The 23,869-nt window shown below is 34.4% G+C and carries 28 protein-coding genes; 24 read left to right on the top strand and 4 right to left on the bottom strand.

Annotated elements, in window-relative coordinates; all coding sequences use genetic code 11:
- Positions 1-3: 3 nt before the first annotated feature.
- The 3 genes from DMB91_RS05465 to accB all read right to left on the bottom strand — a co-directional run bounded on the left by DMB91_RS05465 (position 4) and on the right by accB (position 4,317).
- A complete protein-coding gene (locus DMB91_RS05465) occupies positions 4-2,058 on the bottom strand; it encodes a nucleotidyltransferase (RefSeq protein WP_231549675.1) in 2,055 nt (684 codons plus the stop codon).
- A 475-nt stretch (positions 2,059-2,533) separates the two neighbouring features.
- Entirely contained in the window at positions 2,534-3,865 is a 1,332-nt protein-coding gene (locus tag DMB91_RS05470) for an acetyl-CoA carboxylase biotin carboxylase subunit (RefSeq protein ID WP_034905069.1), read from the bottom strand.
- Positions 3,865-4,317 carry an acetyl-CoA carboxylase biotin carboxyl carrier protein gene (gene accB, locus DMB91_RS05475; RefSeq protein WP_034905066.1) on the bottom strand — a complete coding sequence of 151 codons (453 nt, stop codon included), beginning with the start codon at positions 4,315-4,317 and terminating at the stop codon, positions 3,865-3,867. The genes DMB91_RS05470 and accB overlap by 1 nt, the downstream gene beginning before the upstream one ends.
- A gap of 146 nt (positions 4,318-4,463) precedes the next feature.
- Between accB and dcd the strand changes: the two genes are divergently transcribed.
- Together dcd and pseG are read left to right on the top strand one after the other, a co-directional pair.
- Complete coding sequence (gene dcd, locus DMB91_RS05480; RefSeq protein WP_034905064.1) at positions 4,464-5,024, top strand: dCTP deaminase; 561 nt, start codon at positions 4,464-4,466, stop codon at positions 5,022-5,024.
- An 80-nt stretch (positions 5,025-5,104) separates the two neighbouring features.
- Entirely contained in the window at positions 5,105-5,959 is an 855-nt protein-coding gene (pseG, locus tag DMB91_RS05485) for a UDP-2,4-diacetamido-2,4,6-trideoxy-beta-L-altropyranose hydrolase (RefSeq protein WP_034905062.1), read from the top strand.
- A 516-nt stretch (positions 5,960-6,475) separates the two neighbouring features.
- On the opposite strand, the gene DMB91_RS05490 is transcribed toward pseG, so the two are convergent.
- The gene (locus DMB91_RS05490) at positions 6,476-7,153 is read right to left on the bottom strand and encodes an NAD(P)H-dependent oxidoreductase (RefSeq protein ID WP_034905061.1); all 678 of its coding nucleotides are present in this window, start codon (positions 7,151-7,153) and stop codon (positions 6,476-6,478) included.
- 220 nt (positions 7,154-7,373) lie between these two features.
- Here DMB91_RS05490 and DMB91_RS05495 point away from each other — a divergent pair, with 220 nt between their 5' ends.
- From DMB91_RS05495 to DMB91_RS05600, 22 genes are all read left to right on the top strand, one after another.
- A complete protein-coding gene (locus DMB91_RS05495) occupies positions 7,374-7,601 on the top strand; it encodes a winged helix-turn-helix transcriptional regulator (RefSeq protein ID WP_034905058.1) in 228 nt (75 codons plus the stop codon).
- Positions 7,594-8,508 (top strand): methionyl-tRNA formyltransferase, encoded by a 915-nt coding sequence (gene fmt, locus DMB91_RS05500; protein WP_034905056.1) that lies wholly within the window; start codon positions 7,594-7,596, stop codon positions 8,506-8,508. Before DMB91_RS05495 ends, fmt begins: the two co-directional genes overlap by 8 nt.
- Positions 8,489-9,124 (top strand): biotin--[acetyl-CoA-carboxylase] ligase, encoded by a 636-nt coding sequence (locus DMB91_RS05505; protein WP_034905054.1) that lies wholly within the window; start codon positions 8,489-8,491, stop codon positions 9,122-9,124. Before fmt ends, DMB91_RS05505 begins: the two co-directional genes overlap by 20 nt.
- Positions 9,121-9,906 carry a ParA family protein gene (locus DMB91_RS05510; protein ID WP_034905052.1) on the top strand — a complete coding sequence of 262 codons (786 nt, stop codon included), beginning with the start codon at positions 9,121-9,123 and terminating at the stop codon, positions 9,904-9,906. The genes DMB91_RS05505 and DMB91_RS05510 overlap by 4 nt, the downstream gene beginning before the upstream one ends.
- Positions 9,907-9,909: 3 nt before the next feature.
- Complete coding sequence (locus DMB91_RS05515) at positions 9,910-10,755, top strand: ParB/RepB/Spo0J family partition protein (protein ID WP_034905051.1); 846 nt, start codon at positions 9,910-9,912, stop codon at positions 10,753-10,755.
- A 69-nt stretch (positions 10,756-10,824) separates the two neighbouring features.
- Positions 10,825-11,250 carry an ATP synthase F0F1 subunit B' gene (locus DMB91_RS05520; RefSeq protein WP_034905050.1) on the top strand — a complete coding sequence of 142 codons (426 nt, stop codon included), beginning with the start codon at positions 10,825-10,827 and terminating at the stop codon, positions 11,248-11,250.
- 16 nt (positions 11,251-11,266) lie between these two features.
- The gene (locus DMB91_RS05525) at positions 11,267-11,773 is read left to right on the top strand and encodes a F0F1 ATP synthase subunit B (RefSeq protein WP_034905048.1); all 507 of its coding nucleotides are present in this window, start codon (positions 11,267-11,269) and stop codon (positions 11,771-11,773) included.
- Positions 11,774-11,775: 2 nt separating this feature from the next.
- Positions 11,776-12,297, top strand: a complete 522-nt coding sequence (locus DMB91_RS05530) for a F0F1 ATP synthase subunit delta (protein WP_034905047.1) — start codon at positions 11,776-11,778, stop codon at positions 12,295-12,297.
- A 12-nt stretch (positions 12,298-12,309) separates the two neighbouring features.
- Entirely contained in the window at positions 12,310-13,815 is a 1,506-nt protein-coding gene (atpA, locus tag DMB91_RS05535; protein ID WP_034905045.1) for a F0F1 ATP synthase subunit alpha, read from the top strand.
- A 9-nt stretch (positions 13,816-13,824) separates the two neighbouring features.
- The gene (gene atpG, locus DMB91_RS05540) at positions 13,825-14,709 is read left to right on the top strand and encodes an ATP synthase F1 subunit gamma (protein WP_034905043.1); all 885 of its coding nucleotides are present in this window, start codon (positions 13,825-13,827) and stop codon (positions 14,707-14,709) included.
- A gap of 10 nt (positions 14,710-14,719) precedes the next feature.
- A complete protein-coding gene (atpD, locus tag DMB91_RS05545) occupies positions 14,720-16,123 on the top strand; it encodes a F0F1 ATP synthase subunit beta (protein ID WP_034905042.1) in 1,404 nt (467 codons plus the stop codon).
- Positions 16,124-16,125: 2 nt separating this feature from the next.
- Entirely contained in the window at positions 16,126-16,518 is a 393-nt protein-coding gene (gene atpC / locus DMB91_RS05550; protein WP_034905040.1) for an ATP synthase F1 subunit epsilon, read from the top strand.
- A gap of 3 nt (positions 16,519-16,521) precedes the next feature.
- The gene (locus DMB91_RS05555; protein ID WP_034905127.1) at positions 16,522-17,073 is read left to right on the top strand and encodes a MotA/TolQ/ExbB proton channel family protein; all 552 of its coding nucleotides are present in this window, start codon (positions 16,522-16,524) and stop codon (positions 17,071-17,073) included.
- Positions 17,074-17,075: 2 nt separating this feature from the next.
- Positions 17,076-17,465: an ExbD/TolR family protein gene (locus DMB91_RS05560; protein WP_034905038.1), complete on the top strand. Its 390-nt coding sequence runs from the start codon at positions 17,076-17,078 to the stop codon at positions 17,463-17,465.
- Positions 17,466-17,468: 3 nt separating this feature from the next.
- Entirely contained in the window at positions 17,469-18,233 is a 765-nt protein-coding gene (locus DMB91_RS05565) for a TonB C-terminal domain-containing protein (RefSeq protein ID WP_034905036.1), read from the top strand.
- A gap of 10 nt (positions 18,234-18,243) precedes the next feature.
- Positions 18,244-19,455: a Tol-Pal system protein TolB gene (gene tolB / locus DMB91_RS05570; protein WP_034905035.1), complete on the top strand. Its 1,212-nt coding sequence runs from the start codon at positions 18,244-18,246 to the stop codon at positions 19,453-19,455.
- Between the two features lie 69 nt (positions 19,456-19,524).
- Complete coding sequence (locus DMB91_RS05575; protein WP_034905032.1) at positions 19,525-20,025, top strand: OmpA family protein; 501 nt, start codon at positions 19,525-19,527, stop codon at positions 20,023-20,025.
- Between the two features lie 13 nt (positions 20,026-20,038).
- On the top strand, positions 20,039-20,926 hold the full coding sequence (locus DMB91_RS05580; RefSeq protein ID WP_034905031.1) for a tetratricopeptide repeat protein: 888 nt from the start codon (positions 20,039-20,041) through the stop codon (positions 20,924-20,926).
- A gap of 17 nt (positions 20,927-20,943) precedes the next feature.
- Positions 20,944-21,501, top strand: a complete 558-nt coding sequence (locus DMB91_RS05585; RefSeq protein WP_034905029.1) for a peptidylprolyl isomerase — start codon at positions 20,944-20,946, stop codon at positions 21,499-21,501.
- A 9-nt stretch (positions 21,502-21,510) separates the two neighbouring features.
- The gene (gene fabD, locus DMB91_RS05590) at positions 21,511-22,434 is read left to right on the top strand and encodes an ACP S-malonyltransferase (protein WP_034905027.1); all 924 of its coding nucleotides are present in this window, start codon (positions 21,511-21,513) and stop codon (positions 22,432-22,434) included.
- The gene (locus DMB91_RS05595; RefSeq protein WP_034905025.1) at positions 22,431-23,117 is read left to right on the top strand and encodes a 5'-methylthioadenosine/adenosylhomocysteine nucleosidase; all 687 of its coding nucleotides are present in this window, start codon (positions 22,431-22,433) and stop codon (positions 23,115-23,117) included. The genes fabD and DMB91_RS05595 overlap by 4 nt, the downstream gene beginning before the upstream one ends.
- Positions 23,114-23,869: a tRNA 2-thiocytidine biosynthesis TtcA family protein gene (locus DMB91_RS05600; RefSeq protein ID WP_034905022.1), complete on the top strand. Its 756-nt coding sequence runs from the start codon at positions 23,114-23,116 to the stop codon at positions 23,867-23,869. The genes DMB91_RS05595 and DMB91_RS05600 overlap by 4 nt, the downstream gene beginning before the upstream one ends.

A 23,869-nucleotide genomic window follows, 5' to 3' on the forward strand; every position in this document is an offset into this window, starting at 1 on the left:
TTTTTACTCGCTTGTTAGGGATTTGATGAGTTCATCTTTTTTTTGCAATAAGTTTTCGTTTTTTTCAAAATAAAAGCTATTGCGTGTGCGTCCTTTGATTGTTTGAATTTTAGCTGCACTTAAATTCAAATCAAAACGCTTAAACTCGTGCATTACAAAAGCCATTAAGCCTTGCTGATCTTTGGCATTAAGATTAAGCTTAACATAGCTTTTTGAATACTCTAAATCAAATTTTAACTCATCTTTTTTAATGCTTGGTTTTTTCAACTCTATCTTGTTTTTATGCACTAAATTTTGCTCTAAAAGTTGGGTGAGTTTTTGTTTTTGAATATCACTTATGGTATTTGAATGCTCAAATTTAAGATAAATTTTTTCATCAAAAAGCTGAAAAAAGCTCATAAAGATGAGGTTTAGGCTACTGAGTGTATTTAAAATGCCAGCTATATCAAATTGCTTTAGAGCTATCATTTCTAAGATGAGATTTTTTTCGTTGTTAAGACTAAAGCTAAAGTCTTTTTGCTGGGCGATTTTAGCTATCTTAACTATATCTTCAAAGCTATTTTTGATGATGAAAAGGTTTGAAACTATATGCGTGATCTTATCTTGCAAAATACTACTTTGATCTAAAAATATCTTACTTCGCTTTAAGGTTTGTTCTTTTTTTACCCTTCTTGCGATCTCATCAAGGTAATTAACATCCTCAAAGCCAGCCAAAGCATTTGAAAGTAGTTTTTCAAGGCTTCTAAAATAAAAATCATGCGTAATATTTAAAACCCTTGCATTGATAAGAGTTAAAGCATGAATCAAACGTAGGGTTTTTTCATTTTCAAGCCTGCTAATGAGAGTAAAGATAATGGTTTCATTATAAATATCTTCTTTTTCGATGATATCTTTCATGGCATTAAAATTTTTAAATACCCTCAAGCCAAATTCTACTAAATCAGCATTTAAGCTCAATTTTGCACAATATGATCGATAAATATTTGCCAAAGAAACTTCATTTTCAGCCTCAATCGCACTCATCACAACACTTAGCTTTAAGATCATCTTTTCATCAGTATTTAAAGCCTTAAAACATTCAAACTCATCAAAGCTTAACTCAAGCTCTTTAAGGCAAAGCAAAGCATTTTCATCAAGGCTGTAAGTTCCTTCCTCGCTAAGTAAAAATCGAAATGAAGCTAAGGGCTTAAGCATTATGCTTAAAAAACAGCTATCAAAGAAAAGTTTGAGTAAAGAAAAGCTGTGTTTGCGATAAAGACTTTGTTTAAAATGCTTGAGAAGCTCTTCAAAATCATCTTTTTGCACCCTTAAACGTCGCAAACTCATCAAAACACTAATGTCAAATTCAAAAGGCTTATCTTCAAGAGAATTTAAAGCGGCTAAAAACTCGCTTGCATTTTGAAACTGCACATTTTCATCAAGATAAATTACGCCTTTTTGATCTTGCTTGAATTGCCCGGTTTTACTTAAATTTTCGTTCTTATCAAGCAGGCTTTGAATACATTTTTGCAGATAAAGAATATAAATTCCACTTGTTTGCATTGAACTCATCGCTTTTTGTAGCAATACCTTTTTTGCATCAACACTTTTTTTATCTTTTTTTTGCATAAGTTTGCTTAAAAAATCAAGCTTTGCAAGCTGAAATTCATCTTCATCTTTTGAATATTGTATATTTAAAGCAGATTTTAAAGAAAGTAAAAAATCCATAGCTAGCCTCAGCTCGCTTAGTTCATTTTCATCGATAAACTCAAGGGCATAGCTTTGATGGGAGTTTTTAAACAACAAAAGCAAGGAACGAAGCAAAAGATAATTATCAAGTCCGCCAAAGTCTTTTTTAATATCAAATTCTTGAGCGATGAAAGGAATTTGAGTGTGATTAAGTTGGCTTAAAAGTCTGTTTGCAAGTTCGATTTTATGTGTTTGTAAGTAAAGCGTGCTTGTTTCTTTTACGGCTTTAAATAAAGTTTTTGATCCACACAAATACCTTAAATTTAGCACATCAAGTCCAAGCTTTGCTTTGCTTATAAGTCCATTTAACTCACAAATTTCAGCGTGCATAACAAAGCCAAGGTCATTTAAAGTGGCAATAAAGGCTTTCATAATAGGTTTTAAATGATAGGCACGCACATCTTTATACACAAAAAGTAAGGGCAGGGTTTCATAAGCTGCAAGCCTAAAATCTGCATACTGATGATGAGCTAAGATACACAAAGGCACACTTTCATCATCTGGTAAAAAATCTTCGAAAAAATCCTCAAGTATGATTTTAAAGGCTTTTTTTACAAAATTATCCACTTCTTTAGAATAATACAGGCTAAAAGAGCCTTGCTTTAAAAAAAGCTTACCATAACTTGTTTTAAAGGCGTTTAAATCATTTTTAAGTTCTTGAAATTTGCTCTGCAAATCTAACCTCTTTTTTTTAATATTTTGATTATAAAACTTTTTGCAGACCTTATCATAGCGAATTTATCTTTGTATTTTGCTGAGTTAAAAAAGCTAAAGGGCTGATAAACTTCACTCGCCCTTTCACTTTTTAGTGTCTTGCAAGGTAATTTGTGTCAAAGGCATTATTTAAAAAATCTGGATTTTCCATCATTGCAGAATGAAAATCTCGTGTGGTTTTAATACCAGAAATGATTAATTCATCTAAAGCCACTTTCATCTTTGCAATAGCTCTGTTTCTATCCTCACCCCAAACTACGAGCTTTCCTATCATAGAATCATAATAAGGAGGCACGCTATACCCTTGATAGCAATGACTTTCCATCCTTACATTGCGTCCAGCTGGCGGGACATATTTAGTGATTTTGCCCGGACTTGGCACAAAACTTTTTGGATCTTCGGCTGTAATACGGCATTCTATGCTATGCCCTCTTAGCTTGATAGCTTCTTGAGCTGGTAAAGCATATCCTTCGGCAACTTTTATCATTTGCTCGATAATATCAACCCCACTTATCATCTCACTTACGCAGTGTTCAACCTGCAAACGCGTATTCATCTCGATAAAATAAAAATCTAAATTTTTATCCACTAAAAACTCAAAGGTTCCAGCTCCTTCATAACCTATAGCCTTAGCTGCTTTTATAGCCGTATCTAAGAGCTTTGATCTTACTTTTTCATTGAGTAAAATTGCAGGGCTTTCTTCAATGAGTTTTTGATGGCGCCTTTGCATGGAACAATCTCTTTCACCGATATGAATGACATTACCAAAACTATCGCCTATGATTTGCACTTCTATATGACGTGGATTTTGAATGTATTTTTCCATATACATAGTGCCATCGCCAAAGGCTGTCATGGCTTCACTTTCTGCTGACCAAAAGGCTTTTTCTATATCAGCTTCTTTTTCTACCACACGCATACCGCGTCCGCCCCCGCCAGCTGCGGCTTTTAAAATGATAGGATAGCCTATTTCTTTAGCCAGCTTTTTGGCTACTTCAACACCTTTTAAAGCCCCATCACTTCCGGGAATTACAGGCACTCCAGCTCTTTGCATCATTTGTTTTGCTTTACTTTTATCAGACATTAAAACCATAGCTTCTACTGAAGGGCCGATAAACTTAATGTTATGCTTAGCACAAATTTCAACAAAATTTTGATTTTCGCTTAAAAAACCATAGCCCGGAAAAATCGCGTCAGCTTCAGAAATTTCAGCCGCTGAAATGATATTTGGTATATTTAAATAGCTCTCTGTGCTTCTTGCATCACCTATGCAGATATTTGCATCAGCATAACGCAAATAAAGGGCGTCTTTATCAGCTTTTGAATACACACAAATCGCCTTTTTTCCCATTTCTTTGATAGTTCTTAAAGCTCTGAGTGCTATTTCGCCACGATTTGCGATTAAAACGCTTTTGATTTCCATTAATTTTTCTCCACAACAAATAAAGGCATATCAAACTCAACAGGCTGTCCATCAGCGACTAAAACCTCAACTATTCTACAATCATATTCAGCTTGAATTTCATTCATAATCTTCATTGCCTCGATAATGCCTATAGTATCGCCCTTTTTAACACTTGAACCAACTTTAACAAAGCTTGCTGCACCTGGACTTGGAGCCTGATAGAAAGTGCCTACCATTGGGCTGTTTAGGGTTGGTTGGTTGTGTTTTTTACTTGGAGAAGCTTCATTGACAACATTAACATTTATAGGTTGTGGGGTTACAGTTTGTGGAGGACATGCAAGAGCCGGAGCTGGCTCGCAAAGCTCTCTTTCAAGCTCGATCTCAAAGCCATCTTGTTCTTTGATCTTGATCTTGCTAATATTAGCTTCTGCAAATAAAGCCATTAATTCTTTAATTTCTTCTTTAGTCATAAAATCTCCTAATTTTGTCAAAAACTTAAATCCTAAATTATACCCAAAGATTTAAAATTTTGGAATTAAAAATGAGATTTTATTATGAAAGTAATTAAAATTTGATAAATTTCAAGTATAATTTCAAATTAAAACAGAGGTAAAATATGGGCTTAAAAGCAGATAATTGGATACGAAAAATGGCATTAGAGCATAAAATGATAGAACCATTTTGTGAAGCAAATATAGGCAAAGATGTGGTGAGTTATGGGCTTTCAAGCTATGGCTATGACATACGCGTAGGTAGGGAGTTTAAAATCTTTACTAATGTCAATTCAACCGTAGTTGATCCAAAAAATTTCCTTGAAGCTAATGTAGTTGATTTTGAAGGCGATGTGTGTATAGTTCCAGCAAATTCCTTTGCTCTAGCAAGGACTTTGGAGTATTTTAAAATGCCTGATAATGTTTTAGCCATTTGTCTTGGCAAAAGCACTTATGCAAGGTGCGGTATAATTGTCAATGTAACGCCTTTTGAGCCGAGTTTTGAAGGGCATATCACCATAGAAATTTCAAATACCACGCCCTTACCAGCTAAAATTTATGCAAATGAAGGCATAGCCCAGGTATTATTTTTAGAAGGTGATGAGAAATGCGATACAACTTATGCAGATAAAAAAGGTAAGTATCAAAACCAAAAAGGCATAACTTTGCCAAGAATTTTAAAATAAATTTTGAAAAGCTTTAGGCTTAAACCACGACAAAAATAAGAATTTTTCAACGTATTTATGATATAAAGTAAGGGAAAACAATGAAAGTGCTTTTTCGTGCCGATAGTTCTTCTAAGATAGGACACGAGTATATTAGAAGGGATTTGCTTTTAGCTTTAAGGCAATACTATGAAGACGAGGTAAGCTTTGCTTGTCTTGAACTTGAAGGCAATATCATAGAAAACATTCCTTATGAGGTATTTTTGCTTGATAGTAGTGCTATTAGCGAGCTGATTGATCTTATACTTGATGAGGGTTTTGAGCTTTTAATCATCGATCATTATCAAATAAACGCAAAAGATGAAAAACTTATCAAAGAAGCTACTGGAGTTGAAATTCTAAGCTTTGATGATGAGTTAAAGCCTCATTATTGCGATATCTTACTTAATGTCAATCCTTACGCGAAAGCCGAACTTTACAAAAATCTTGTGCCAAGTTTTTGCGAGCTAAGATGTGGCTTTGCCTATGCTTTAATAAGAGATGAATTCTATGAAGAAGCCAAAATTACAAGAAAAAAAATCCATGATATTTTTATCTGTTTAGATAGCACAGATAGTGCAAATTTAAGTGCTAAAATCGCTCTTGACCTGCCTTCAAGCCTTAGCATTATCATCGCCACAAGCTCAAAAAATAAAAACCTCAAAGCTCTTACTCAAATTTGCAAAAATCACAAAAATATCACTTTGGCTGTGGATTTAAAAGATTTTGCAAAAACGATGAATGAAAGCAAAAAGCTCATCATTCAAGCAAGTAGCTTAGTCAATGAAGCTTTGATCTTAAAAGCCAAATTTAAAGCCATTTGCACGCACAAAAATCAAGAAAAAATCGCCTTTTGGCTTAAAGATAATGGCAAGGAAGTTGAGTTTTATGACAAAGCTGGCGAACGTTATGCTTAAAGACTTTACTAAGCTCGATCAAAATGAGCTTAGTAATGATATAAGAATAAATGTTTTCTCCAAAAACAAAAAAATGTAAGCTTGAAAGAATATTTAAACTTCATTGAAAACTCAAAAACGATAAGACTAAAAAATGCTTCTTAGTCTTTGAAAGCTTAAAAGCTAGAGGTGTGATTGATTTTGTAAAAATCAATGAAAAGGCTTGTGAATTGAGCTTATACCAAAACCCAAATTTAATTTAAAAGGATATATGAAGCTTATGCTAGAATACGCCTTTAACACCTTAAAAGTGCAAAACCTTAAAATAAGGGCTTTTAAAGGAGATAAATTTGTATTTAAGTTAATGAAAGTTTTCACAATCAAACTTTTACCAAAAATTTAAAAAAATAGAAAACAAAGCTAGAAAGCTAATATAAAAAGCGGATTAAAAGCAAAAAGCATTTTAAAACGGCTTTTCCTCACTTTTAAAACAAAAATTCAAAGAAGCCAAAAACTTCTTTGAATTTCAAGTTTTACTTAAATAAACTGCACGACAGCCTCAAAATCTTGTCTTGTTTTCGCTCGTTTTGGAGGATTTGCTCTGTAACCTAAAGCAAGGCAGACAGCTACCCCAAAATGCGTGCTATCAATGAGTTTTTCATCAGCTAAAAGCTTTTCAACACCTTCTTGATCAAAACCTTCTATAGCAAGGCTATCAAGCCCAAGTAAAGCTGCTGCACTCATTACATTAGCAAGGGCTATGTAGCATTGTTTGCATGCCCAGTCAAACACCGCTTTTTCATTACCAAAGATACGAAAATTATCCTTTTGAAAATTTGTATAAAATTCGCTTTTAATTTTTTGAATTTTATCAGGTAATTTTTGCACATCTTGCATCATATGCCTAACATGCTCGCCCCCTGGTTTCATATCAATATTTTTTCGTGCTAAGATAATGATAAAATCACTTGCATTTTTTAAGGCATCAACCCCACCCCAAACTATAGGTTCAAGCCTTTCTCTTAAAGCTTTATCTTTAACAACAAGAAATTTCCAAGGCTCAAAGCCAAAAGAACTCGGACTTAAACGAGCCACCTCTAAAAGAGTATTTAAATCTTTTTCACTGAGTTTTTTTGTGCCATCAAAGCCATTGCTATTGCATGCATGGCGAAAATTTGAAAACTCAATGATCTTTTCATTATCTAAAAAACGCATTATTTCTCCTTTGTGAAACTAAATATTTTAGAACTTTAATTATAACAAGCAAAGACATAAAAAACAAGAACGCACAAAAAAGATACACAAGAATATAAATTTTATTTAGGTATAAAATTTATTCTTATTAAAGGCTTGTTTTAAGGAACTTATGCTAGAATAAAATCTTTTCAAAAAGGCTAAAAATGACAAAGAAAATCATGAAAAATACAGAGTTATTATGCGATACTTTACCTGCCCCGTTGAGATAACTTTAAGCTTAATCAGTGCAAAATACAAAGCCGTGATACTTTTCTATCTTTTTGGAGGAAAAAAGCGTTTTAATGAGCTTAAACATTTAATGCCAAGTGTTACGCGTAGAACTTTAACCTTACTTGGCTTATCACTTAAACCTATCATTGAGGCGATGCGAATTTGGAGTGTAGATTATAGAGGAAAAAATGAGTAAAAATATAGTATTTATGGGAACTCCAGAGTATGCAGCAAAGATTTTACAAGGGCTTATTCAAAACAGCTTTAATGTATTAGCTGTCATTACCCAGCAAGATAAGGCTGTGGGTAGAAAGCAAATTCTTGTTCAAAGTGCAGTAAAAACATTTGCTTTAAAGCATAATCTAAAGGTTTTAACTCCAAAAAGTCTTAAAGATGAAGTTTTTCAAGAAGAATTAAAATGCTTAGATATTGATTTTATCATCGTGGCTGCATATGGAAAAATCTTACCAAAAAGCATTTTAGAACTTGCACCTTGCATCAATTTACACGCCTCGCTTTTACCAAAATACCGCGGGGCAAGCCCTATACAAAGTGCGATTTTAAACGCCGATGAAAAAAGCGGAGTTTGCACTATGCTTATGGATGAAGGGCTTGATACAGGTGCTATCTTGCAAAGCCTTGAGTGTGATATTAAGGATAAAAATGCCTTGCTTGTTTTTGAAGAATTGGGCAAATTAGCCACAAAGCTTTGCGTAAAAACCTTAAATGAATTTCAAAGCCTTCGCCCACAAATTCAAGATGAAAGCAAGGCTAGCTTTTGCACGAAAATCAAAAAAGAAAATGGACTTATTGACATAAAAGAGCAAAAAGCAAGGGATATTTATCAAAAATATCTTGCCTTTTATAACTGGCCTCAAATTTTTTTAAACAATGGCTTAAAGTTCATTGAAATAGAGCTTGTTAATGAAGATGAAAAACATCAAGCAGCTCAAATTTTAAGCCTAGAAAAAGATGCTTTTTTATTAGCGTGCAAAAATGGAGTTTTAAGGATAAAAAAACTTCAAGAAGCTGGTAAAAAAGTGCTTGATGCAAGAACTTATCTGAATGGAAAAAGGTTAAAAAGTGGAGATTATTTGTATTGAAAGCATAGCTTCAACTCATCTTTATATGTGCGAAGCGGTGCGGAATGCTACAATCAATAAAAACTTAGCCATTTATGCTTTAGAACAAACTGGGGGCATAGGTAGCAGGGAAAGTAAATGGCACAGCACAAAAGGCAATTTACATTTAAATTTTTGTTTGAGCTTAGAGGATTTGCCTCAAGATTTGCCTTTGTCTTCAGTAAGCATTTATTTTAGTTTTATTTTAAAAGAGCTTTTAAGCGAGCAAGGCTCAAAAATTTGGCTGAAGTGGCCCAATGATCTTTATATAGCTGATAAAAAAATCGGCGGTATGATGAGCACAAGGATAAGAGACTTCATCATTGTTGGCGTGGGTATAAATATCAAAAATGCCCCAGCTCAAGCTGGACTTTTGGATATAAATCTTGATTTAAAGGACTTTATAGAACTTTTCATCAAAGAAATTCAAAAAAAATTTTTATGGAAGCAAATTTTTAGCAAGTATGTGATAGAATTTGAAAAATCAAAACCATTTAGCGTTCATCATGAAGGCAAAAAACTCCCTTTAAAAGAAGCTTTGCTTTATGAAGACGGAAGCATTTTACTTGACAACAAAAGGATATATAGTTTAAGATGAGTGAGATCATTACCATAGCCAATCAAAAAGGTGGCGTAGGCAAAACCACAACAGCGATAAATTTAGCAGCAAGTTTAGCAGTAGCCGAAAAAAAGGTGCTTTTAGTTGATGTTGATCCTCAAGCAAATGCTACAACAGGACTTGGATTTAATAGAAATAATTACGAATACAATATTTATCATGTTTTTACAAGACGCAAAAAAATCAGTGATATTATCTTAAAAACTGAACTTCCAAAACTTGATCTAGCTCCTTCAAATATAGGGCTTGTAGGTATAGAACAAGAACTTGCTAAAGATGAAAGTATAGAACGCAAAATCGTGCTTAAAAACCAGCTTAAAGAAGTCGTTGATGTGTATGATTTTATCATCATTGACTCTCCCCCAGCACTTGGAAGCATCACCGTGAATGCTTTTGCAGCAAGTGATAGCGTGATCATACCTATACAATGTGAATTTTACGCTCTTGAAGGCGTGGCTATGGTGCTTAATACCATTAAAATCATCAAAAAAAGTATCAATCCAAAGCTTAAAATCAGAGGCTTTTTACCAACTATGTATAGCTCTCAAAATAACCTTTCTAAGGATACTGTTGAAGATTTAAAACAAAATTTCAAAGAGCAGCTTTTTACAATTAATGGTGATGAGAATGATTTTATCATCATTCCACGCAATGTCAAGCTCGCTGAAAGTCCGAGTTTTGGTAAGCCTATTATACTTTATGATATTAAATCACCCGGCTCGCTTGCATATCAAAACTTAGCGTATTCTATATTAGGATAAAAAATGGCAAAAAGAAGTGCTTTAGGTAGAGGTTTAAGCAGTATTTTAGGTGATGTTGATGAAGCCTACAGCAAAGAACTCGGACTTGATCGTAGTAGAGTTGAAGAAATCAGTCTTGAACTTATCAGTGCAAATCCTTACCAGCCAAGAAAACATTTTGATGAAGATGCCTTAAACGATCTAGCTAAATCCATACAAACTTACGGACTGCTTCAGCCTATTATTGTTTTAAAAAAAGAAAACGAAAGCTATGTTTTAATCGCTGGCGAACGCCGTTTTAGGGCATGTCAAAGACTAAAAATGCCTACAATTAAGGCTTTGGTTGCCGAAGTAGAAGAAGAAAAATTAAGAGAACTTGCTTTAATCGAAAACATACAAAGAGAAGATTTAAATCCTATAGAACTCGCAAACTCTTACAAAGACTTAATCGAGCATTATAAGATCACCCAAGAAGAGCTTTCAAATAAGGTGCATAAATCACGCTCGCAAATTACAAATACTTTAAGATTGCTTCAGCTTAGCAAAGACACTCAAAAGCTTATCGCTGAAGGAAAGATTTCTCAAGGACATGCCAAAATCATAGTTGGACTTGACAATAAGGACGAAAAACTGCTTATTGATACAATTTTAGGACAAAAATTAAGCGTAAGAGATGCTGAAAAAATAGTACAAAAAATGAAAAAAAGTGAAAAAAAATACGAAATAGATCAAGAGCTTAACCAAGAACTTGAAAAATTTAAAATCAAACTTAAAAAGCTCAATATCTCACACAAAGCAAAATACGAACAAATCACACTTTATTTAAGCGATCTTGAAAAAATTAAACAATTAAACAAATTATTACAATAAATTTACATAATATTTAATCCTTTTTAGATACAATATTAAAACTAACTCAAAATTTTAAAAAGGCAAAAGATGTTTGATGATGTCCATTTATCCATAATGCTCGCTACTTTTATCATTTTCTTAGCTATGATTATAATACTCAATAGCCTACTTTACAAGCCTTTGCTTGAATTTATTGATCAAAGAAACAAGTCTATAGAAAGTGATGAAAGAAAAGTCAAGCAAAACTCAGAAGAAATGTCAAATTTTAACGATGAATTTAATAAAATCAAACAAAGCACACGAGAAGAAATTAATGCTATAAAACAAAAAGCACTCGATGAAGCAAAGCAAGAAGCTGAAAAAGAACTTGAAAATAAAAAGCGAGAACTTGAACAAAAAATGCAAGTTTTTTACGCTCAGCTTGCTCAAGATAGAGAAAATTTTGAACAAGAGTTAAAAGTCAGTCTTCCAGTATGGCAAGAAGCTTTGAAAAATAATTTAAAAAATATATAAATACTAAGGAAAAATGATGAAAAAGATAGGTTTTGTATTGGCTTTTTTACCCCTTGCCCTTTTTGCTGCACCAAACGGAAGTGGGGAATATGATATAATTCCTCGAACAATTAACTTTTTGATCTTTGTGGCTATTTTGTTTTATTTTCTAGCTCGCCCAGCAAAAGAATTTTATAACAACAGAATCACTAAAATCGCAACAAGATTAGAAGAAATTCAAAACAAGGTTCTAGAAAGTAAAAACAAAAAACTTGAAACTATCAAAAAACTTGAAGATGCAAAAAAAGAAGCTATCGTAGCTATTAACACAGCTAAAAAAGAAGCTGAACTTTTAGCAGTCAAACTAAAAAATGATACAAAAAATGATATAGCTTTACTTGAAAAGCATTTTGAAGAACAAAAAGTGTATGAGCAAAGAAAAATGCAAAAAGAAGTTATTGCTAAAATTTTAAATCAAATGTTTAGCGAATGCAAACTAAAGCAAGATGAAATTTTAGATATCATGCTTAAAAAGGTGTCTTAACAATGGAAAATCTAATTGCAAAAAAATACGCCAAAGCTATATTAGAACGAAAAGATTCTAAGGAATTTTACAAGCTTTTGTCGCAACTTAGTCCAGCTTTTACCTTACCTAAATTTAAAATGATTTTAGAATCAAACGAATACAAAAAAGATCAAAAACTGAAAATTTTAATGTCTTTTTTTCAAAATGTCAAACCGAGTTTTGAACATTTTATCCGTCTTTTAACACAAAATTCAAGACTTACACTTATCCCAAAAATAGTTGAGGAACTACGAAAACAAGAAGCTTTGAAAGCTCAAATTTATACAGGTATAGTGTATTCTGAACAAGCTTTAGAACAAACTAAAATTAACGATTTAGAAAAAAAATTAAGTGAAAAATTTAAGGTAAGTATAAAACTAGAAAATCAAATCACTAAAACTCAAGGGATAAAAATAAGTCTCGAAGAATTAGGATATGAAATTTCTTTTTCTATACAGGGTTTGCAAACAAAAATGAGTGATTATATACTCAAAACACTATAAAGGAGAATATGTATGAAACTTAAAGCTAGTGAAATTAGCTCTATCATCAAAGAAAAGATTGAGAATTTTGATTTAAATCTTGAAATTGAAGAAACAGGTAAGATCATTTCAATAGCCGATGGTGTGGCAAAAGTATATGGACTTAAAAATGTCATGGCAAGTGAAATGGTTGAATTTGAAAACGGCGAAAAAGGTATGGCTCTTAACCTTGAAGAAGCAAGCGTTGGTGTAGTTATACTTGGTAAGGGCGAAGGTTTGAAAGAAGGTTCTTCAGCAAAACGTCTTAAAAAGCTTTTAAGTGTGCCAGTTGGCGATGCTATGATAGGACGCGTGGTTAATGCTTTAGGCGAACCAATAGACGCAAAAGGTGCGATTGGAGCAAGTGAGTTTCGTTTTATTGAAGAAAAAGCAAAAGGCATTATGGCAAGAAAAAGCGTTCATGAGCCTTTACAAACTGGACTTAAAGCCATAGACGCTCTTGTGCCAATTGGTAGAGGACAAAGAGAGCTCATTATCGGCGATAGACAAACTGGAAAAACAACCGTTGCAATCGACACCATCATCAATCAAAAAGGGCAAGATGTTATTTGTATCTATGTTGCTATAGGACAAAAGCAAAGCAATATTGCTCAAGTGGTAAAACGTTTAGAAGAGCATGGGGCTATGGATTATACTATAGTTGTAAGTGCTGGTGCTTCTGATTCTGCAGCTTTGCAATACATCGCTCCTTATGCTGGCGTAACTATGGGTGAGTATTTTAGAGATAATGCTCGCCATGCTTTAATTATTTATGATGATCTTTCAAAACACGCTGTGGCTTATCGTGAAATGTCTTTGATTTTACGTCGTCCTCCTGGTCGTGAGGCATATCCTGGTGATGTTTTTTATCTACATTCAAGATTGCTTGAAAGGGCTTCAAAGCTTAGCGATGCACTTGGTGCTGGCAGTTTAACCGCTTTACCTATCATTGAAACTCAAGCTGGAGATGTTTCAGCATATATTCCTACCAATGTTATTTCAATCACTGATGGACAAATTTTCCTTGAGACAGATCTCTTTAATTCAGGTGTGCGCCCAGCGATAAATGTAGGTTTATCGGTTTCTCGTGTGGGTGGGGCAGCTCAAATTAAGGCTATCAAGCAAGTTGCAGGAACCTTAAGACTTGATCTAGCTCAATACAGAGAACTTCAAGCTTTCTCTCAGTTTGCAAGCGATTTGGATGAATCAAGCCGTAAGCAACTTGAAAGAGGGCAAAGAATGGTTGAAATTCTTAAACAAGCTCCATATTCTCCTTTGGCTGTTGAAAAACAAGTAGTGCTTATTTTCGCTGGAACAAGAGGCATACTTGATTCTATTCCGGTAAGTAAAATCAATGAATTTGAGGCTGGGCTTTATTCTTTCATCGAAGCAAAATATCCTGAAATTTTTGAGCAAATTCGCTCTAAAAAAGCTTTGGATAAAGAACTTGAAGAAAAGATTAGTACGGCACTTAATGAATATAAATCAAGTCATATATAAAGGCATTTTATGGCTAGTCTTAAAGAGATAAAAAGAAAGATAAAAAGTGTCAATAACACGCAAAAAACAACTAAAGCGATGAAGCTTGTTTCTTCAGCTAAGCTTAAAAGAGCAGAAGAAGTAGCTAAACGCAGTAAGTTTTATGCACAAAAAATTGATGAAGTTTTAGCTGAAATTTCTTTAAATATCAGCAAAATTTCAAAAGATGATAAACGTTTTATATTCTTTCAAGAAAGGGCTGTGAAAAGACTAGATATCATCTTTATTACAGCAGATAAAGGGCTTTGTGGTGGCTTTAATTCAAGAACTATTAAAAGCGTTAATGAGCTGATGAAAGAATGTAGAACCAAAGGCATAGAAGTTCGTTTGCGAGCTGTTGGAAAAACAGGCATTGAATTTTTTCGCTTTCAGGGCATTGAACTTTTAAAAACTTATGAGCATTTAAGCTCAAATCCAAGTTATGAAAGGGCTTGTGAGGTAATTAATGAAGCAGTAAATGACTTCTTAAACAAAGAAACCGACCAAGTCATCATCATACATAATGGCTATAAAAATATGATCGCTCAAGAGCTTAAAGAACTTCATTTACTTCCGGTTGAGCCTTTAAAAGTCCAAGATGAAAGTCAAATTTCAAACTCAACTCTAGAGCTTGAACCAGAAGGCGATGAATTAATGCAAGAGTTGATGAAAACATATTTTGAATACAATATGTATTTTGCCTTAATTGACTCTTTAGCAGCTGAACATAGTGCAAGAATGCAGGCTATGGATAATGCAAGCAAAAATGCCAAAGAAATGGTTAAAAATTTAAATTTAGCCTATAATAAAGCAAGACAAGAAAGTATCACTACTGAACTTATAGAAATTATCAGTGGTGTTGAATCAATGAAATAAGGAGAAATGAATGAGTAAGCAAGGATTGATTTCACAAATTTTAGGACCAGTGGTTGATGTTGATTTTAGCGATTATCTACCACAGCTTAATGAAGCTTTGATCGTCAATTACGAATTAGATGGCAAAAAACACAAACTCATCCTAGAAGTCGCTGCTCATCTTGGCGATGAAAGGGTAAGAACTATTGCTATGGATATGACAGAAGGACTTGTAAGAGGACTTGAGGTAGAAGCTACAGGAGCACCTATTAACGTGCCAGTTGGCGAAAAGGTATTAGGAAGAATTTTCAATGTAACCGGCGATCTTATAGATGAGGGCGAAGAGTTAAACTTTGATAAACATTGGAGCATACACAGAGATCCGCCCCCTTTTGAAGAACAAAGCACAAAAAGTGAAATTTTTGAAACTGGCATTAAGGTTGTAGATTTACTCGCTCCTTATGCTAAGGGTGGAAAAGTAGGACTTTTTGGTGGTGCTGGTGTTGGAAAAACGGTTATTATCATGGAACTTATCCATAATGTTGCTTTTAAGCACAGCGGATATTCAGTATTTGCGGGCGTGGGCGAAAGAACACGTGAAGGAAATGACCTTTATAATGAAATGAAAGAAAGTAATGTTTTAGACAAGGTTGCCCTTTGCTACGGACAAATGAATGAACCACCAGGAGCTAGAAATCGTATCGCTTTAACAGGGCTTACTATGGCTGAATATTTTAGAGACGAAATGGGGCTTGATGTGCTTATGTTTATCGACAATATCTTTAGATTTTCTCAATCAGGCTCTGAAATGTCAGCTCTTCTTGGACGTATCCCTTCAGCTGTGGGCTATCAGCCAACTTTAGCAAGTGAAATGGGTAAATTTCAAGAAAGAATTACTTCAACTAAGAAAGGCTCAATCACTTCAGTCCAAGCCGTTTATGTGCCAGCTGATGACTTAACTGATCCAGCTCCAGCAACCGTTTTTGCTCATCTTGATGCCACGACCGTTCTTAATAGAGCCATTGCTGAAAAAGGAATTTATCCAGCTGTTGATCCACTTGATTCAACTTCTCGTGTGCTTGATCCACATATCATCGGCGAAGAGCATTATAAAGTTGCTCGTGGGGTGCAATCTGTGCTTCAAAAGTATAAGGATTTGCAAGATATTATCGCTATCTTAGGTATGGATGAGCTTAGTGAAGAAGATAAACTTGTAGTTGAAAGAGCAAGAAAGATAGAAAAATTCCTTTCTCAACCTTTCTTCGTGGCTGAAGTTTTCACAGGAAGTCCGGGTAAATATATCAGCCTTGAAGATACTATAGCCGGCTTTAAAGGAATTTTAGAAGGTAAATACGATCACTTACCAGAAAATGCGTTTTACATGGTAGGTAATATCAACGAAGCCATTGAAAAGGCTGAAAAAGCTAAAGGCTAAGCATGAGTGATTTGATGCGTTTAGAGGTGGTAACACCTATGGGTATGATTTATGAGGGCGAGGTGCGTTGTGTAGTTTTGCCCGGAAGTGAAGGTGAATTTGGCGTGCTTAAAGGGCATGCTTCACTTATCTCATCTTTAAAAGCTGGAGTAATTGATATAGAAAAAGCTGATTCTAAGCATGAATTAATCGCTGTTGATTCAGGTTATGCAGAAGTTAATGAATTTAAAACCACTGTTTTAGCCAAAGGTGCAGTAGCCATTAACGCAGATGAAAACAGCGAAATAGCACAAAATTTAAATGCAGCTAAAGAACTTCTTCGATCAGCAAGTTCTGATAGCGTGGCTCTAGCTTCTACTCTTGCAAATATAGACAACAAAGCAGGGATAAAGTAAGTGATCAATACGGCGTCCATCATCCATTTTTTTAATGAATCAAGCCTTATTACTTATATAGTGTTAATTTGGCTTTCTTTTTATTTTATTTTAAGCTTTGCTATTTTATTTGCTCGATCGACTTTTTTAGGCGTGTGGATCAACAAAGAAAAAGGAAGTTTAGAATATTTACTCATGGGAAATAAAGATATTTCTCAAACCGAATCTATACTCAGAAAATGTCCAGAAAATGAAAAAAATCGCCTTGAAATTTATAAAAATTTAGCTGAAAAAAGAGCAAGTGTGGGGCTAACTTGGCTTTCTATCATTGCTTCAACTTCGCCTTTTATAGGACTTTTTGGAACGGTTGTATCTATACTTGAAACCTTTGGCGGACTTGGCACCCAAAACTCTTTAAGCATCATCGCTCCAAAGATCAGCGAGGCACTTGTAGCTACAGGTTGTGGGATACTCGTAGCTATACCAGCTTATAGTTTTCACCTAAACATAAAAAGAAAAGCATTTGAACTGATGAGTGTCATTGATAGCGAAATAAAAATTCTTGCAAAGGCATAACTTTGTCATTTCTTGATGAAAAGCCAGAACTCAATATCACGCCTTTGGTTGATATTATGCTTGTTTTGCTTGCCATTTTAATGGTAACTGCACCAAGCATTACTTATGAAGAAAATATCAACCTCCCAAAAGGCTCACAAAAAACAAATTCAACAGCAACGCTTAAAAGTCTTATTATTACCGTAAATAGCAAAAGAGAAATTTTTATCAATGAAAAAAAATTTAACTTTTTAAGTTTTGTAGATAACCTAGCCATACTCAAACCACAATTTAAACTTGATGAGCCGATTTTTATACGAGCTGATAAAGAGCTTAAATATGATGATGTGATTTTTGTTTTAAGAGCGGTAAAAAACTTAGGCTTTAGCAAGGTTTCTTTGCAAACGGAGTAGCTTTTGAAAGATTATGGTGTAGGATCATTTAACGCTTTTTTGCTCGCTTTAATCGTTTATATGGTTCTTGTTTTTTTTATCGCTTTTAAACTCAGCAAAGAAATCAAGCAAAGTGTAAAATATACTGATATAGCAAATAGCTTTGTTGATGTCGAACTTGGCGAATACCAAGCTACACCCGTGCAAAACACGCAATCAAATCCCCAAGAACAAGCCAAAATAGAAGAAGAGCAACTTAAAGAAACAACAAATAAAGCCATTGAAACAAAAGAAAACACCCAAAAAGCAAGTGATATTAGCTCTTTATTTGGCAATGTCAAAGATTATCAAGAAGAGCAAAGCTCTAAGGTGCAATCATCTAACAAATCTCAAAGCAAGACAACCACCACAAGCACAATTGCTTCAAATATCGTAAAGCAACTCAATGACTCACTCATCAATCAAAGTGATAAGATAGGACAAAGCTCACAAAAGCAGATGACTGGGGTATATGATGAGTTTTTGGGTAAGATTGCAAGAAGAATGCAAGAAAATTGGCTCCTTTATCCAAGGAGCGGAAATTTTAGTGTAATCGTGTATTTTTTTATAGATAGTAACGGAATTTTTGGATATACTTCAGTTTCAAAAAGTGGCAATGCTGAATTTGACGCAAAAGTTGAACTCTTTTTAGATGATTTAAAAGGTAAATTTATCGCGTATCCACCAAATTCAAAAAGATACGAAGATACCGCTTCTATAAGCGATGAAATCAGCATGCAACAACATTAAGGAGAAAAAAATGAAAAAAATCTTTGGTCTTTTCTTTTTGATCTTATCAGCTGTTTTTGCAGCTGAAGAAACCTCTATTTCTATCGTCAATAAAGGCACCGTTTTACCAAAAATCATCATCAAAGACAACTCAACACTTAGCGATGCAACCTTAAAAAGAAATTTTTATAATCTCATCTTAAATGATTTAAAAATTAGCTCGAATTTTGAAGTCCTTGAAAGAGGTAATAAACAAGGCAATTATCTGCTTGAATACGAGCTCAACAAAGAAGGTGGTAATGCTTTAAATTTAAGGGTAAAGATTGAAGCTGATGGCACAGAAAAAAGTAACAAAAGTTACTCGGTGCCAAGCCTTGAGCTCTATCCTTTCTTGGCTCATACAAGTATTAAAGACTCTGTTAATACCTTAGGCTTAGCTCCAGTTGAATGGATGGATCATAAAATCTTAATTGCCAAAACCTCAAATTCAAAAAGAAGCCAAATTATCATGGCTGATTATACACTTACTTATCAAAAAGTCGTTGTAGCAGGCGGATTAAACCTCTTTCCAAAATGGGCAAACAAAGCTCAAAGTGCATTTTACTACACTGCCTATGATCATAATATCCCTACACTTTATCGTTATGATCTTAACACAAACAAAGCTACAAGGATACTTTCAAGTGGAGGTATGATCGTCGCAAGTGATGTGAGCGAAGATGAAAATAAAATCCTTGTTACTATGGCACCACAAGATCAACCCGATGTGTATCTTTATGATCTTAAAAAAAAGAGTTTGATTAAAATCACAAACTATTCAGGCGTTGATGTAAATGGAAATTTCATAGAAAATGATCAAAAAGTAGTTTTTGTAAGCGATCGCTTGGGTTATCCAAATCTTTTCATGCAAAAAATAGGCGGATCAAATGCCGAGCAAGTTGTCTTTCACGGACGCAATAACACAGCTGTTTCAACCTACAAAAACTATATCGTATATTCAAGTCGCGAGATGGAACAAAAGGGCGTGTTTAATATCTATTTAATGAGCACAGAAAGTGATTATATCCGTCAGCTTACAGCAAATGGCAAGAATTTATTCCCTCGTTTTTCAAGTGATGGTGGAAGTATAGTGTTTATCAAATATCTTGGTGATCAAACAGCCTTAGGAATAATCCGCGTAAATGCCAATAAATCCTTTCATTTTCCACTCAAGGTTGGGAAAATTCAATCGATTGATTGGTAAATTTTATTCAAATTTAATATTTTTTAGTTATAATTAACATACTTAACAAAACTTTATGAAAGGTAAAAGATGAAGAAAATTCTCTTAATTTCGGTTGCAGTTTTTGCAATGATTCTTAGTGGTTGCCAAGCAGCTAAAAAATCACCTTCAGTTACCCAAACAGGTAGCACACAAGGTACTAGCGGTGCTGCTTCTGGTGGTAACGATACTTTTGGTGGTGCTGGTTCTCTTGCGAGCGGACTTGGAAAAATCTATTTTGATTTTGACAAATACAATATCAGATCAGATATGCAAGCTGTTGTAAATTCAGGTGCTAACTTACTTAAAGGTCAAGCAGGTGGTGCTCAAATCACAGTTGAAGGAAACTGCGATGAGTGGGGAACTGATGAATACAACCAAGCTCTTGGCTTAAGAAGAGCAAATGCTGTAAAAAAAGCTTTGGTTACTTTAGGTCTTAATTCAAAACAAATTGCTGTAAAAAGCTATGGCGAAACTAACCCAGTTTGTACTGAAAGAACAGCAGAGTGTGACGCACTAAATCGTCGTGCAGAGATTAAAGTTGGACTTTAATCTTTAAACCACAATGAAAAAAATACTACTAACTTTGGCAGCTCTTTTTAGTGCTGCCTTAGCTGAAACTTCAGCTTTTGACGCAGGAAACATTAATAATAATTCTAGCTATGGACTTACGCAAAACGAAACAATTTTAAAAGACAAGCTTGATACACTCAATAACAACTATCTGCAAAATAACGCAAGGATAAATTCAGTCAATGAACAAATAGAAGGCATACAAAGCACTCTAGAGGGTATTAACTCTCAATACAGCAAAACAAATACCAAAATCACCCAGCTTGAACAAAACCTCAGCAAAGAACTTCAAAAACTTCGAACTTATGCTGAAGAAAGCCGAAAAATTCAAGAAACAAATAACAAGCAAATCAAACAAGTTCTAAGCGAGCTTAGTCAGCTTATGGATACTTATATCAACCAAAACACACAAGATCAAAATTTAAGTCAAACACTGCAAATAACTTCACCAGCAGATGAAAATGAAAGCAAACAAGTCATACCAACTGCACAAAAAAAACAAGATGATGAGTCTTGGAAGAAAAAAGAGTTAGATGAACTTTTAGAACTTGCTTTAAAAGAATTTAACAATGAAAACAACTATGAAAATTCAAAAGTAAAATTTGAGTATTTAATCGAAAAGAATTACAAGCCAGCCTTATCAAATTTTCATGTAGGCGAGATAGAATACAAGAAAAAACGCTATGCAAACGCCATAAATTATTATAAAAAAAGTGCTCAATTATATTCAAAAGCAAAGTATATGCCAATCTTGCTTTATCATACAGCCATTAGCCTTGATAAGGTAGGCGATACAAAAGCAGCAAATGGTTTTTATAAAGCTTTGAAAAAGGACTATCCACAAAGTAAAGAAGCCAAAGCTGCACCAAATAGAAAATAAAATCAAAAGGAGAAAAAATGTCAATAGCTAAAAATAGCGTAGTTTCAATGTTTTATGAACTTAAAGACGCCAACACAGGAGAGCTTTTAGAGTCAAATTTACATTCTGCTCCTGTTTCTTTTATACTTGGAAAAGGACAAATTTTAGAAGGCTTAGAAGAAGAGATTGCAAAGCTTGATTGCCCTAGCGAGGCTGATGTTATCATTAAAAAAGATAAGGCTTTAGGCGAATATGATCAAAGTGCAGTGCAAACCTTACCAAAAGAGCAATTTGCTGGTATTGATTTAAAAGTAGGCATGGAACTTTTTGGCGAAAGTGAAGATGGTGGTACCGTGCGAGTTATAGTAAAAGATATCAAAGATGATGAGGTTGTGATTGATTATAACCACGCTTATGCGGGCAGGGATTTGCTTTTTAGTCTTAATATACTTGATGCACGAGAAGCGAGCGAAGATGAAATTTTAACTGGTATTATAGCAGGCAGTGGAGCTTGCGGTTGTGGCGGACATGAGCATAATCATCACCACGGCGGTGGAGGATGTTGTGGCGGACATGGCGGTTGTGGTTGCCATTAAGGTAGTTTGATGAAAGCCGTTTTTATCTTTGCAGGACAAGGCTCACAAGCTCTTGGTATGGCTAAGGATTTTTATGAAAACTGCAGCCAAGCTAAAGAGCTTTTGCAAAATGCAAGTGATCATTGTAAAATTGATTTTAAACACTTACTTTTTGAGCCAAATGAGGATTTAAATAAAAGCGAATTTACCCAGCCAGCTATAGTTTTAAGCTCTTTAATGGCGTATCTTGCTTTTAAAGAAAGGCTTGATTTAGAGTGTGAATGTGCTTTGGGACATTCTTTGGGCGAAATTTCAGCCCTTTGCGTTCAAGGTGGCATTAACTTTCTTGACGCACTTTTTTTGGTAAGAAATAGAGCTTTGTTTATGCAAGAAGATTGTGATAAGATAGAAGCTGGTATGCTTGTAGTTTTAGGGCTTAGTGATGAACAAGTTGAGCAAATTTGTCAAGAAGCTTTGGCAAAAAACAAGCAAATTTATGCAGCAAATTATAATTGCGACGGACAAATCGTCGTAGCTGGCATGAAAGCACATTTGCAAGCTTATGAGGCTGAGTTTAAAAAAGCTGGTGCAAAAAGAGCTATGCTTTTAAATATGAGTGTGGCAAGTCATTGTCCGCTTTTAAAAGAAGCTAGTATGAAATTTAAAGCCTTGCTTGAAAATAGCCTTTCATCAAGCTTTAAACCCGTGATCTCAAATGCAAATGCCAAGCCTTACACAAGTAAGAGCGAAGCTTTAGGCTTACTTAGCGAGCAACTCATAAAACCGGTGCTGTATAAACAAAGCATAAAAAATGTCGAGGTAAATACGGACTTTTTTGTAGAATTTTCAAGTGCTATTTTAAAAGGCTTAAACAAAAAAAATACGAGCAAAGAGACTTATTCTTTTACAAATTTAAATGAACTTGATGAAATTATAAAGGTGATAGGACGATGAAAATTGCTATTTTAGGGGCTATGCCAGAGGAGATTAGCCCGCTTTTAGAAAAACTTCAAAATTATGAAAAAATTAATTATGCAAACAATAGCTACTATCTTGCACAATACAAAAAGCACGAGTTGATCTTAGCCTATTCAAAGATAGGCAAAGTTAATTCCACTCTTTCAGCAAGCATAATGATAGAAAAATTTAAGGCTGAAACTTTGCTTTTTACAGGCGTTGCAGGAGCTTTTAATCCTAACCTTAAAATAGGCGATTTGCTTGTTGCAAACAAGCTTTGTCAATACGATCTTGACATTACAGCCTTTGGACATCCTTTAGGCTTTGTGCCGGGTAATGAAGTTTTTGTAAAAACTGATGAAAAACTTAATGCTTTAGCTAAAGAAGTAGCAAATGAACTTGGCGTGAAGCTTCATGAGGGTATTATCGCAACTGGAGATGAGTTTATCTGTGATGAAGTGAAAAAAAGCAAGATTAGAGAAGTTTTTAATGCTGATGCTTGCGAGATGGAAGGAGCAAGTGTTGCTTTGGTGTGTGAAGCTTTAAAAGTGCCTTGCTTTATCTTAAGGGCGATGAGCGATGAGGCTGGAGAAAAGGCTGAGTTTGATTTTGATGAATTTGTGGTTAAATCAGCTCAAACTTCAGCTGAATTTGTGCTTAAAATCTGCGATAAATTATGATCAATCTTAGCAAAAGACTCATTCGTCAAGTCGGACAAGCCAATGCAAGATTTAAGCTCGTCGAGGAAGGCGATAAGGTTTTACTTGGACTTAGTGGAGGCAAGGATTCTTTAGCTTTAGCTCATCTTTTAGCTCGTATGCAAAAACATGCTCCTTTTAAATTTGAGTTTGAAACAGCTACTTTGAGTTATGGTATGGGCGAGGATTATTCACATTTGCACGCTCATTGTTTAGAACATGGCATCAAACACAGCATTATTGAGAGCAATATTTATGAAATTTCAGGCGAGAGCATACGCAAGAACTCAAGTTTTTGTAGTTATTTTTCACGTATGCGTAGGGGTGCGCTTTACACCTATGCTTTGGAAAAAGGCTTTAATAAACTTGCTCTTGCTCATCATCTTGATGATGCAGCTGAGAGCTTTTTTATGAGCTTTATGTATAATGGAGCTTTAAGGACGCTTAGTCCTATCTACAAGGCTCAAAGAGGTATTAGTGTGATCCGTCCTTTGATTTTTGTGCGTGAAAGACAACTTAGAGATAATGCTACAATGAATGATTTGCAAGTCATAGGCAATGAGTTTTGTCCGGGCTTAAAACTTAGCGAAAAAAATGTCAAATACCCTCACGTCAGAGAAGAAACTAAAGCTCTTTTAGCAAAGCTTGAGCAAGAAAATCCTAAGCTTTTTGTAAGCCTTAAAAAAGCCTTTGAAAATGTGCATTATCAAAGCTTTTGGCAGACTAAAGAGTAA

The sequence above is a fragment of the Campylobacter sp. MIT 97-5078 genome (assembly GCF_006864455.1).
Taxonomy (GTDB): Bacteria; Campylobacterota; Campylobacteria; order Campylobacterales; family Campylobacteraceae; genus Campylobacter_D.